The sequence below is a fragment of the Microscilla marina ATCC 23134 genome, assembly GCF_000169175.1.
In the GTDB taxonomy this organism is placed as follows: Bacteria; Bacteroidota; Bacteroidia; order Cytophagales; family Microscillaceae; genus Microscilla; species Microscilla marina.
Genome location: NZ_AAWS01000009.1, coordinates 164,578 through 176,749, shown reverse-complemented (window position 1 = coordinate 176,749; position 12,172 = coordinate 164,578). Strand labels below are relative to the sequence as shown.

General features: G+C 46.2%; 15 protein-coding genes. 13 read left to right on the top strand and 2 right to left on the bottom strand.

The window, feature by feature from the left end; translation table 11 throughout:
* Nucleotides 1-185 precede the first annotated feature (185 nt).
* Nucleotides 186-392, top strand: coding sequence for an HIT family protein (locus tag M23134_RS10210; RefSeq protein WP_004155711.1), 207 nt, complete (start codon nt 186-188; stop codon nt 390-392).
* On the opposite strand, the gene M23134_RS10205 is transcribed toward M23134_RS10210, so the two are convergent.
* Together M23134_RS10205 and M23134_RS10200 are read right to left on the bottom strand one after the other, a co-directional pair.
* Nucleotides 387-1,550 carry a cysteine desulfurase family protein gene (locus tag M23134_RS10205; protein ID WP_004155710.1) on the bottom strand — a complete coding sequence of 388 codons (1,164 nt, stop codon included), beginning with the start codon at nt 1,548-1,550 and terminating at the stop codon, nt 387-389. The genes M23134_RS10210 and M23134_RS10205 overlap by 6 nt on opposite strands.
* Nucleotides 1,551-1,718: 168 nt before the next feature.
* The gene (locus tag M23134_RS10200; RefSeq protein ID WP_004155709.1) at nt 1,719-2,246 is read right to left on the bottom strand and encodes a hypothetical protein; all 528 of its coding nucleotides are present in this window, start codon (nt 2,244-2,246) and stop codon (nt 1,719-1,721) included.
* 224 nt (nt 2,247-2,470) lie between these two features.
* On the opposite strand from M23134_RS10200, the gene M23134_RS10195 reads away from it, so the two are divergent.
* From M23134_RS10195 to M23134_RS10140, 12 genes are all read left to right on the top strand, one after another.
* Complete coding sequence (locus M23134_RS10195) at nt 2,471-3,028, top strand: hypothetical protein (protein WP_004155708.1); 558 nt, start codon at nt 2,471-2,473, stop codon at nt 3,026-3,028.
* A 90-nt stretch (nt 3,029-3,118) separates the two neighbouring features.
* On the top strand, nt 3,119-4,267 hold the full coding sequence (locus M23134_RS10190; RefSeq protein WP_004155707.1) for a helix-turn-helix domain-containing protein: 1,149 nt from the start codon (nt 3,119-3,121) through the stop codon (nt 4,265-4,267).
* Between the two features lie 6 nt (nt 4,268-4,273).
* Nucleotides 4,274-4,969, top strand: coding sequence for a hypothetical protein (locus tag M23134_RS10185; protein WP_004155706.1), 696 nt, complete (start codon nt 4,274-4,276; stop codon nt 4,967-4,969).
* A 158-nt stretch (nt 4,970-5,127) separates the two neighbouring features.
* Complete coding sequence (locus tag M23134_RS10180; protein WP_004155705.1) at nt 5,128-5,406, top strand: hypothetical protein; 279 nt, start codon at nt 5,128-5,130, stop codon at nt 5,404-5,406.
* Between the two features lie 10 nt (nt 5,407-5,416).
* Nucleotides 5,417-6,694 (top strand): Clp protease ClpP, encoded by a 1,278-nt coding sequence (locus M23134_RS10175; RefSeq protein ID WP_004155704.1) that lies wholly within the window; start codon nt 5,417-5,419, stop codon nt 6,692-6,694.
* 89 nt (nt 6,695-6,783) lie between these two features.
* The gene (locus M23134_RS10170) at nt 6,784-7,671 is read left to right on the top strand and encodes a hypothetical protein (protein ID WP_004155703.1); all 888 of its coding nucleotides are present in this window, start codon (nt 6,784-6,786) and stop codon (nt 7,669-7,671) included.
* Nucleotides 7,672-7,799: 128 nt separating this feature from the next.
* The gene (locus M23134_RS10165; RefSeq protein WP_004155701.1) at nt 7,800-8,252 is read left to right on the top strand and encodes a hypothetical protein; all 453 of its coding nucleotides are present in this window, start codon (nt 7,800-7,802) and stop codon (nt 8,250-8,252) included.
* A 231-nt stretch (nt 8,253-8,483) separates the two neighbouring features.
* Nucleotides 8,484-9,698, top strand: a complete 1,215-nt coding sequence (locus M23134_RS10160) for a DUF2586 family protein (protein ID WP_045113324.1) — start codon at nt 8,484-8,486, stop codon at nt 9,696-9,698.
* 99 nt (nt 9,699-9,797) lie between these two features.
* The gene (locus M23134_RS10155) at nt 9,798-10,226 is read left to right on the top strand and encodes a hypothetical protein (RefSeq protein WP_002694114.1); all 429 of its coding nucleotides are present in this window, start codon (nt 9,798-9,800) and stop codon (nt 10,224-10,226) included.
* Nucleotides 10,227-10,388: 162 nt separating this feature from the next.
* Nucleotides 10,389-11,009, top strand: coding sequence for a hypothetical protein (locus tag M23134_RS10150; protein ID WP_004155697.1), 621 nt, complete (start codon nt 10,389-10,391; stop codon nt 11,007-11,009).
* A gap of 32 nt (nt 11,010-11,041) precedes the next feature.
* The gene (locus M23134_RS10145; RefSeq protein WP_002698042.1) at nt 11,042-11,227 is read left to right on the top strand and encodes a hypothetical protein; all 186 of its coding nucleotides are present in this window, start codon (nt 11,042-11,044) and stop codon (nt 11,225-11,227) included.
* A 312-nt stretch (nt 11,228-11,539) separates the two neighbouring features.
* Nucleotides 11,540-12,136 (top strand): DUF6046 domain-containing protein, encoded by a 597-nt coding sequence (locus M23134_RS10140; RefSeq protein ID WP_004155691.1) that lies wholly within the window; start codon nt 11,540-11,542, stop codon nt 12,134-12,136.
* Nucleotides 12,137-12,172 lie beyond the last annotated feature (36 nt).

Here is a 12,172-nt window from a genome sequence, read left to right as displayed (position 1 = left end):
ACTTTGATTGTTAAGTAGTCAGGTGTTAGAAATTTTATTTAACAATGGCTAATATAGAGAATATCTTTTGTATGATTTCTGGTAAATTTATGAGTCTTCAATAGGGATTTATGAAACTTAAATTTGAGTTTATAAGCTGAGTATAGGGGAAAGTAGTTTTGTAAGTTTAAAATGACTGCTGGGCATTGGCAAAAGAAATGAAACAAATATTGGCCGAAAAATACCAGCCTGACGGGTTCAACATAGGCATTAACATGGGTGAAGCAGCAGGACAAACTATTTTTCATGTACATATCCATCTTATTCCAAGGTATAAAGATGATGTAGAAAACCCTGCTGGTGGAGTACGTTATGTCATTCCTGAAAAGGCAAACTATCTCAAGGATTTATAAAAGCCGTAGAGCTCTCAAGTTTTCAATAGCTTCCTTGAGCAACTCAATGGCTTTATTTATCTCTTCTTTAGTGGTGAATCTCCCCAAGCTAAAACGCATACAACAATAAGCATCTTCTTTTGAAAGTCCCAAGGCTATCAACACATGTGATGGTTCTACAGACGCTGAGGTACAGGCAGAGCCACTGGAGAAAGCCAAACTATCTAAATTAGCAATCAAGGCATCACTATCTACTCCTTGAAAAAAAATGTTACTAGTATTATAAAGTCGGTGTGTAGTATTACCATTAATAGTAGTATCTTCTATCTGTAGTAGATTTTGTTCTAAATAGTCTCTGAGTTCTTGAACTTGCTTCGCATCTTTTTCCATGTCTTGAAGAGCAACTTCTGCAGCTTTGCCCAAAGCTATGATGCCTGGTACATTGAGCGTACCACTTCGCATACCTTTCTCGTGCCCACCCCCATGAATAATAGCTTCTAATTTTACTCGAAAAGGCCTACGGCTTCTAAAATATATGCCCCCAATACCTTTAGGTGCATATATCTTATGACCAGAGAAAGTCATTAAATCGATGCCTAAATCATTTACACTAATAGATAGTTTACCAAATGCTTGGGTAGCATCAGTCATAAAAAAAGCCCCAGCCTCATGCACAATGGCTGATATTTCTTTGAGTGGTTGTATCACCCCTGTTTCGTTGTTTGCCAGCATCACTGACACTAATACAGTATCTTCTCTTACTGCCTTTTTTAGCACTTCCAGGTCTAGTAGTCCATCAGGTTTAACTGGCAAATACTCCACATCAAAGCCTTTGCTTGCCAAAAACTCATAAGTATCCAGCATCGCCTTATGCTCAGTCGCTAATGTAATGATATGTTTACCTTTTGACTTTTGTGTTTCTACCATCCCTTTTACAGCAAGGTTAATCCCTTCAGTCGCACCTGAAGTAAAGATAATCTCGCTTGGTTTTGATCCTATGAGTTTGGCTATTTGTTCTCTGGCTTGATTTACCGCTTGGTTGGCATCTAACCCTGGTTGATGCCTACTGGCAGCATTCGCAAAATTTCGGGTAAGATAGGGCATCATTGTCTCTAAAACTCTAGGGTCTACTGGGGTAGTTGCGTTGTTGTCTAAATATATAAAGTCTTGGTTTTCCATTTCTTGAGTTGTTGAGTGGTAAAGCAGGCTTTACTTACCATTATTTGTTTCAATTGAGGTATAAAAAGCTACTTTATTCATAACATTCATTACTACTCATAACCTTTTGACTTTAAGCCTGACTCAGTTTTGTATGAATCAGGCTTAAAAAAGCTTGGCATTTACAGTCTAATTTGCCATAAAATCCATGATTCTCACACTCAAACTCTCTCCTTCATAGTGAGTGGTTGCCCAAGCTCCTTCACCTGGTGGCATATCGGGCAAATAATAAAGCATCAGTACCCGTTCAAACTTTTGCTTAACCTGAGCCTTCAAATATTTTGCAATCTTTTCAAGTTCTTCTTTAGTTCGCTTTTTTTCCAGACGAATGTTGATTGTATGCTTGTAATTTGCCATAGAGGTTTGATTAATCATAGAAAACCCAGCTGGTTTCTCCAGGGGAACTACTGTTTCTTCTTTTTCAGAAACGGTTGATTTTTCAGGTGCCTTCTCCATAGGTTTTTCTTCTTTTTTTACTTGTCGAGTAACCTCTTGCTTTCTTTCATTCCACTTGCGGGTAGCTTCATCCTCCTTGTTTTTCTCTTCTTCTGGGATAAACGGCGACACAATAAGGCTAAATATCACAAGTACAACTAATGCTTTTTGCCAGGTTTTGAGTTGGTTAAAGGCGTTTTTGATTGTTTCAGAAACTGTCATATTTGATTGTTTTGTAAAGTTATAAATCACTGATAAACAAAAGTATTCAAAAACATCTTAGCCGCCCAAAAAATCCCCACTCTTTCTCCTCGTTTCCCTACGATTCCCCACCATGATTGTTTATACTTGCACTACACAATTACAAATAAAAAAGCCCCGCCAAAGTGCCTTTTAGTTTGGACGACTACAGCACTCAACACGGGGACCTATAAAGTTGAATCAATATGCAAAACTCAACAATTTCCACAAGAAACCCAAACCAGATGTTGGGTTTGTGGGTAGAGGATGTCACTTATCCGGCATTGGGTGTAGGGCAGGTACAAAGCTATGATGTTCACCGCCAATCGTGCATCGTAGAAGACTGGCAAAAACCTGTGCTCAACAACCTGAGTTTTAACGGGCTACTCTACCCTTACCACCGCTTGCGCCACGCGCAGTACCATTATGTGGGGCGCCATGGCAACGCGCTTTATTATGTGCACCACGGCACCGTGTGGCGAATGGACTTTGAACCCACTCCGGGTATTTGGTCGGTGGCAGATTTTGCCGGGGCGGGTACTTCTTTTTATGAGCGAAGGGCTTATATGGAAGCCATGCATTTAGAAGGCTGGGGCGATGAGCTTACCCACGACGAAGCCGAAATGCTCCTGGGTTACTGGCAATACAGTGGCGAACTGGAAGGCTTGATTCCTTACCTGATTCCTTGTGAACACCACGAGCGCAGCAGTCTGGGTCAGTACCTGAATGAGCTCCGGCAAGTGTATGCCATGGCAGTGGTATAAGACCATTTACCTTCTCCCTGACAAGCAACCTTGTTGGGGAGTTTTTTTTAACACAACTACAACAACAACTCCTTACTTATCTGTACTCCCATGAAAACAAGCGAACAAACTACCACAAAAAAAACAACTACAATCAAAGAACTGAATCCTGCCCACCTCCCCACTTTTGAAGGTTTCTTTTACCCCGCCAGTATCTGGCTGGATAAGCACCTCAACCCGGTGGCCAAAAACCTGCTCGTGGAAATTTCTTTGCTGGAGCAACGTCCGTTGGGCTGCATTGCCTCCAATGAACATTTTGCGGCGACCCTGAATATTAGCAAGCGTTCAGCGGCCAGGTATATTTCGGAGCTTGTTAAAGACAACTACCTGATTTTGTCAGGATTTGACGGGCATCACCGCCAGCTTCGGGTCAATTTTTCCCGGCTGGAACCTCGACAATTTGGCAAGGTTGAGGGACAAACTGGCATGGTTCAAGGACAATTTGGCGAGGTTCAAACGGCACAACCATGCCAAAAAGAGCCAGCAACCATGCCAATTTGTCCACATAATGGTATCAGTAATGAGTCAACTAACAATATCTCTATAGAAGAAGAGAAAGGGTTGCTTAAAAAAGAAAAAGCGACTGTACCACCCAAAAAGAAGCAGGCGCCTAAAACAGCAGAAGTTAAGGTAGTCAAAAAGAAGGAGGCGCCTAAAAAAACAAGCCTTGCCTCCGAAGTCAAGCTGCCTTTTGCTTCGGACACTTTCAAGCAAGCATGGGACGATTGGCTGAGGTACCGCACGGAGATCAAAAAGCCCTACAAATCGGCACTCAGTGTACAACGCATTTTGGACAAGCTGGCCGGGTTTGAAGAAGCTTTTGCCCTGGAACTCATCGGGAAGTCGATTGCCAATGGCTGGCAGGGTTTGGTCTTTGCCAAAACGGGTGAGCAGTACCAGGAGTGGCTGACTGCCAAACGTAAAAAAACGCAGGGCACAGGCACCCGCGCCCAACCTCAGCCCGACTTGATGAATGTCACCCGCCAGACCACCAGTATTTGCCACCAGTTGTCAGCGCTTGAAGCGCAACAGGCCAACTTCAAGGATTACCCGGCACACACCCTGGCGGTGCTTCATGGGCAACTGCAAAGCTTGTGGCGCAAAGCCCGGCAACTACAAATGTTTGGCAGCGAGATTTATAGAATCACCGCGCTGGGCAATGAAGTAAAACAACTGATCAATCAACACAAATCAAACTAAAAACTAATGAAAGATTTAATGAACGAGATTACCCTTTACCTACAAAGCCACCAGGCATTTCCGGTAGATTTTGATGCCTTTTGGCAATGGTGTGGCTTTGCAAGAAAAGACTCTGCCAAGCGTACACTGGAGAAGAACTTCACCCAAAGTGTTGATTACCAGGTTTTCCACTCCGATGTGGAAAACCCAAAAGGAGGTAGACCTGCGGCTATGATTTGTTTATCTATTGATTGCGCCAAGTCTTTTGCCATGCTTGCCCAAACTGAAAAAGGGCGCGAAGTAAGACTGTATTTTCTGGAGTGCGAAAAGCGACTGAAGGCACTGACCAGGGGCAAGAACAAACTTCAGATTCTCAAAGAAAGCGTGGAAACCCTGATTGACCATGAGGAACGGATCAGCGATTTGGAACAAGAAAGAGAAGAAGCCAAGGTCTACCTTGCCGCCATCAATAAAGCTCCTTCGCAAACCCTTTTTGTAGATACCCGCCGTGCCTTTGACCACCTCATCAAGTCTTACGCGCTCGCCAAAGGAATACCACCCCAGGAAGTATATGCTACTTTTTATCGTCAGTTCTCCATAAGGTTTCAGGTGCAACTGTACCACCTTGCCCAAAAAGCCGATAAAACACCCATCGCCTGGATAGAAAGCCGGGGCTATATCACCCAGGCGTATGACCTGGCGAGGGAGTTATTTGTGGAGTAAAGAAGGGGGCTTTTGCCCCTTTTTTAGCGAATGAAATTTACCTACAACCCTGCCACCTACCAACCTGCCCCAAAAAACTACACTCCCATAAAACCCCTCTTTTTAGCCTGCTCATTCCTTGCTTAATAGCTGCCCAAACCAAACAAGCAAAAAAACTGATGGCTTTAAGATACACAGGCGATTGCCACGTGGCAGGCAGTCGCGCCGAAATACTGGACTTGAAAAATGGGACCAACACCACGGGCAGCAATCCTGATGTGCGCACGCTCGCACCGGGGCTACTTGCCACGGTGACCGATGCCACGGGTGGGGCAGTGCAACTCGCTGCGGTGAGCACTTCACAGTTTGCCGCGCTTGCTGCCCAGGAAGAGGGGGATGCCCCATGGAAACGCATCACCTACGACATTGACACCGATACGGCTACGGCACTGAGCTAGGCGAAACTGCATGGAAGAATACAAATATTTTGACATTCGGAACGCCGCAGGAGAGGTTGCCCATATTTTGCTCTACGACAAAATCGGCATTGATGAAGAAGGCAAGGGTATCTCCGGGCAACGGTTTGCAAAAGAACTGTACTCGCTTGCCCGAAGGTATCGCCGCCTCAATGTACGCATCAACTCGCCCGGCGGCAAAATCACCGATGGTTTGTCGGTTTGTGCCGCTATTCTCAACATCAATCAAACCACGCCTAATGTGCGCATTGATACTTATGTAGACGGGCTTGCCCTCAGCATTGCGGGGCTGATTGCGGTATGCGGCAAAAAAGTAGGCATGTGCAATTTTGCCAAATTGATGCTCCACAACCCTTTTATCGGGGGCAAAAACAGCACTGACCCCAACGAGGCAGGGCAACACGAAACCTTGATGCAGGTCAAAGAAATGTTGCTGACCCTGCTTGCTACCCGCACCGGGCAAAAGATAGAGACGCTATCTGCCATGATGAACCAAACCACCTGGCTGAGTGCAGCTGAGGCAAAACGCCAGGGCTTTGTGGATGAAGTATTTGAACATCCCAGAAAGAAAAGCATGGCTACATCGGTGGCTGCCGCCGAAAACGATGTGGCAAGCCTCTTTGATATTTTCAATCAATACCCCATAAAATTTTTACCTGAACCTACAAATACAAATCACCCTATGAGTTTAACATCTGAACAGGCAGAACAACTTCGTAATGAGGTGCTGGGCTATAAAGGCGACCTGACCGCTGTGCTCAATGCCTGTGGGCTACCCACCGATGCCGGACGCGACGGCATTCTTGGCCATGTCGAAGGGCTTCGCAACGAGATCAAACGCCTTAAATCGCTTGACCTCAAAATTGAGAGCTACAAAACCAATGTCGAAAACCTGGAAAACGAAAAGAAAAGGTTACACGATGAGGTAGCCGAAATGAAAAAACACGAGGCCATTGCCTTGGTAGAGAATGCCATCAAAGAAGGGAAAATTGCCCCGGTAAAAAAGGAAAAATGGCTTAACCACGCCTATGACAACTATGACATGGTGCGCGATACGCTTGCCGATATGCCTACCCACCCCAACCTGGTGAACAAAATCAAGGCTATGGGTACCAGTAACGAAGCCGGGGCAAATGCTGGTTTTGAGGAGTTAAGCTTTAGCGAACTGTCCAACAAGTTTCCGGAAAAACTGATGCTGATCAAAAACGAAAACCCGGTGCTTTACAAAGAACTGTTCCGCAAGGAATACGGTACTGAGCCAGTGCTCTAAGTTAGTTTTTTAGTCAAGAGTCGGGAGTCAGGAGCTTTGCCAGCCTTCCGATTATTTCAAAACATTTACACTAAATATTAAAAAAAATCATGGCAGGAGTTCATAAGGAAATCTGGACGGGGGAAGTAATTCGCAAGTTCAGAAAGGATACTTCATTTATGAATCGCATTCCGGATCGCAGCGATCTGGTCAATAACAAAGTGATTCACCTCACCGAACTGGGGGCCGACCCCAAGGTGCTCATCAATAACAGTACTTACCCTATTGCCACAGTAAACGACGTGGACTCGGATGTGGCCATCAGTCTGGACAAGTTTGACACCGAAAACACCTCGGTGTCGGACGATACCTTGTACGCCATTTCGATTGATAAAATGGGCGAAACCACCACCAAACACACCGAATCAATGCGAGAGGCAACGGGCGACAAAGCCATTCACGCTTTTGCTCCAGCAAGTAATACCGCGCGCACTCCGGTGATTGCCACGAGTGGCGAAGCCGTAAGCGAAGATGGGATTACCCGTAACCGTATGGTGCCTGGTGATGTGGCTCACCTCAAACGCCGTTGGGACGATGCCAACGTACCCAAACAAGGCAGGGAATTGATTCTTTCGCCTGCCCACGTGCAAGATTTGATTACTACCCACGAAAGCTTTCGTGACCAATACGCAAACATTCGTGAGGGGCAGCCCCTGCGTTTGTATGGCTTTATGATCGGCGAATATACCTCTTTGCCTTATTATGCCGCCAGTGGCATCAAGAAAGCTTTTGGCAGTTTGTACAACCCTGGCACCGACCGCATTGCCAGCGTAGGTTTTGTAAACTCGGAGATGTTTAAGGCACGCGACCGGGAGGTAAAAATGTACTGGCAGCGCTCTGAAAACAATCCTCGTTTGCGCCAACACGAAGTGGGCTTCCGCCTGTACTTTGTGGCGTTGCCCAAAGCCAACCGTGCGGTGGGGGCAATTGTGGGGTAAAAATCAATTGTTGTTGCTACGCTGATTGTTCCATTTTAAATGGTTTTATGGCTCTATGGTTTTATGGTTGGGCGAAGCCATTCTACTGCGCTTTGCGAACAATTCAACAATTTTTTAAAAACTGAAACATGACACAAATCAAACAATACAACAAAGAAGAGCTTCGGGAAATGTTGCCCGAAGCCTTTCAACGCTACCGTGACCAGCCTACCTTGCTGGTACTCTCGGACACCAACATTTTTGCCGATGACCCTGGCGGGCGAAGCCTGGCCGTCAAACATTCGCATAAGTTCCACGCCCGCATTTTTCGGTTTCAAAACCCCGAATATGCCGAAGGTCGCCAGGAACAAGCCTTTGGAGTGATAGAAGATGTAGAGGAAGAAGATACTCCCCCCAAGGTAGGCAAACCTTTGGCGAAAGCCACTGCTAAAAAAGTAGTAGAGGGTGATTTTGAAGATAAGGATGATATTTCGGCAAATCTCACAGAGCAGGTAAAAGCAGAGGAAAAGGCAGCGGAGGCTAAAAAAGCGACAACGACGGTACGCAAAAGTGGCACAGCTGGAGTGAAAGCGAAGAAGTAGAACTAGTCCAGAGTTGGGAGTTGGTAGACGGGAGTTTCTACAGCCTTAAGCTTTTAGCCATTAGCTTTTAGCTTGAGGCTGTTTTTTTAAGTATTGTAACCAACTTTATAGCACGTTGATTTTAGATGGGTATAAAGTTCACAGGTTGAAGCTTCATCACTTTTGCACTACATTACTAACTATCGTCTCCCGACTCCCGACTACCAACTATTGACTAACCAACTAAAAACTATGAGTAATTTACCAGACGTTTCGATCAATTATCTGGATGGGCAACTCGGTGGGGCGGGCTTTAGCAACGACGGGGTGGCAGCCATGTTGCTTTCGGGCGTTGCCGTGCCCCTTTCCGGGGATGCAGGTTTTGACTTGGGGGTGGTCATTGGTCCCTTTTTCGGAATCAAAGATGTGCAGAAAAAAGGCATTACTGCCGAGTATGACACCAGCCATTCGCTGAAAGTATACGCCCACTGTGTAGATTTTTACCGTCAGGCGGGCGAAGGGGCAGAACTCTATTTGATGCTTGCCCCCAAAACAGTAACGATGGCAGAAATGCTGGACACGGCAGGCAATTATGCCCCCAATTTGCTTAACCAAAAGCAGGGCAACATCAAGCTGTTGGGAGTGGGCAGGGTGCCCGATGTGGCTTATACGGCAAGCCCCAGCGAAGAGTTAGACCCTGATGTGCTGGCAGCTTTGGCAAATGCTCAAATACTTATCAATGCCCAACAGACATTGCACCAACCCGTGCAGGTAATCATAGAAGGGCGCGACTTTCAGGGCAACGCTTCAGCGGTGAGTAATTTACGCACTCAAACCGCCAATCGGGTCTCAGTGTGTTTGGGTTGGCACGACGAGAGCTACGAAGGCAGTTGGTTGGGTTTGGTGCTGGGCAAGGTAGCCGGGGTACCTGTGCAACGCAACATTGGGCGGGTAAAAGACGGCGACTTGGGCATTCAGCAGGCGTATATTGTCACGGCTGCCACGCCCAAAAAAACGGTAGAACAGTATGGGCAAGGCAACCTCAACTTGTTGCACCAACGCGGCTATATTGTACCCCGCAGTTTTGCCAACCGAGCGGGTTATTACCTCAACGGTGACCCGGTAGCCATTGCGCTCACCACCGACTACAACAGCATTGGCCGGGGCAGGGTGGCCGATAAAGTAGCCCGTATTGCCTACAATGTGTATGTACAGGAGTTGTTGGACGATTTTCAGCTGGAACAAGGCAAGTTGCCTGTGGCAAAGGTGAAAGCGTTTGAGCAGGACATTAAAAAAGCCCTTGACTTGCAGATGACCAACAACGGGGAGGTGTCTTCGGTCACCCCTTTGATTGACCCTGAACAGGACGTGATTGCCACCGCCGAGCTGAAAGTGAAAATTGACATTGAACCCGTGGGTATGGCGCAAAAAATCACCATTGATCTGGGGTTTGTAAATCCTGGGTAAAATATGGTTGGATGGTTTCGCTACGCTCTATGGTTCAATGGTTGGGCAAAGCCGTGTAATGCCAACCTTCCAAAAACGAACAATTTAAACATTTAAAAAATGGCGAATAACTCCTCACAACTTCCCTTTGAGATAGGTTGGGAAGATGTAACGATCACCCTGTTTGGACGAATTGTAGACGGCTTTCGCGGCTTCAAATACAAGGTATCAAAAAGCAAAGCCAACATCCACGGGCGTGGCAAAGACCCCATTGCCCGTGCCAAGGGCAAGAAAGAATATGAAGGCAGTATCAAGTTGTTGTTTCGGGAAGTGATTGCCTTAGAAAAGGCGGCCATCCAGAACGGTGGAGCTGACCTGACCGACCTCGATCCTTTTGATATTACCTTGGTATATGCCGAGAATGGGCTGGTAGTCACCCACATCCTGAATAATGTAGAAGTAACTGAGTATGAACTTACAATGGAACAAGGCGATGACTTTATGGAGGTAGAACTGCCCATTAGTATTGGGAAAATTAGCAGGCAGTAACAGGGTTATATTATTGCGCTGCGCTGATTGTTAAATTGTTTTATGGTTGGGCGAAGCCATTCTGAGTCACTTCGCGAACAATTTTAACAATTGAACAATCAGCCGAAAGGCGAAACAATTGTAATAACCCCAGCATTTTTTTTAACAATCTTTTTTTAAAACATGACACAAATACAAGAAAACAACACCCCCGAATTTTTCACTCACGGAGAGCAAAAGTACCGAACCACCCCACCCACTGTAGAAGAAGAAACTCAGTGGAAGGCAACTTTTGGGGAGGTATTGGCTGCCGATGATGGCGAAGGACACAGGCTTTGGCTGCGCCGCCCCGACTTACCCATTATGCGGGTGGCCATTGCCCAGTTTAAAAAAGGCAAAACCACCATTGATTTTGAAGATTTGCTCTTTAAAAGCTGTTGGCTGGCGGGCAATGAAGCCTGGCTCATGAACGAAGATTTGTATGAGGCTGCCTTGAATGAGTTTGAGCCCTGGGTAGAAATACCCGATGCAGAAACCCGTTTTTTGGCAGACGAAAACCTCTACGAGCTTAAGGTCAAAGGTTTTGTGGGTAAGGTGGCAAAACCTAGCCGCAAACAACGCAAACAAGCCGAAAAACGCAACACCGCCAACAAACCTTTCGGCACTGAAATGCACTTGCTGGAAATGATTTGGCAGGAAGGCGACCTGAACGAGCTCCGCCAGGACGACTTTGCCTATATGGGCGTACTTGCTGCAATTCAGGAACTCAAAACCCGGAAAATAGTAGAGCTGGTAAAAAAGTAGCCGAGTACCGCATCAAAGGCGAAAAAGTGGACATGGAACAATGGGAAGCCATCCACGAAGGCTTTTTGCGGTACTACTTTTCCCTGAGCAGCACCGAGATAGATTCGCTTTCAGACGATGAGTTTGCCCGGCAAATTGCCCTGCTGGAATACATCAGAGACGAAGAACGCAAACAAACGGCGGTGAATGTGAGTCAGTCGGGAGTCTATAGTCAGTAGACGAGAGTTTTCAGTTACAGCCTCAAGTCCTTAGCCATGAGCTTCTCCGTGCGGCGGAGTGGAGCAAAGCTCTCATTAGCTTTAGCCCGTCGCAGATAGCTCACGTGTCTGTTTGTTCAAATGCTCAATCCTTAAGGAACCGAACGTAGTGAGCTCAACACAGTTAAACAGCATTGGTCGATAGCTCACTGCTATATTCTGAGACCTTAAGTAACAAAAATTAATGAGTATGAAATACTTACTCTCATTATCGCAAATTTAATAATTGTATAATAAAAAACTCCCGACTACCAACTCCTAACTCCCGACTAAATGACCTACGACTTAAACCAATTGTACCAAAGAGCCTTCGGAAGGTTCATTGTATATCCAGGGCTGACCAAGCCAGGCAATCTGGTAGAAAGCTATACCCCTTCGGCGCTTTTGGGTAAGGGCAAAAAACAAAGCTTGTTGAGCACGCCTATTATGATGCCCCTGAAGCTGGATGATTATGCTTTTCCCCTGGAACCGCTCATTGAGGTGAGTACCTCTAAATCTATTGTGATCAACCAAATGGTGAACGCCGAAACCAATGTACTGGAAGATATGGGGCTGGACAATTTTAAGCTCACCATTCGGGGCTTTTTGGTCAGCGAACAAGCAGGCAGCGCTCCGCTGGATGAGCTACGCAGGTTGATGAAACTCATCAAAAAACGCAGCAGTCTCAAGGTAAATAATGAACTACTTGGTGCCTTTGGCATTCGGGAGCTTGCCATCTTGTCGGCGCGTTTTGGCGACCCCGAAGGAGGCATTGAGTTTAAGCCCTATACGCTGGAATGTATTTCAGACGAGGCAGTGGAGTTGAGGCTCAATCAAGACAAAGCGGACGCATTTACTGATACCAGCCCGCTTCCCGAAAATTCAAGGTAAATAGTCCACAGCGTTCAGTTGATAGCTGTGGTGTAC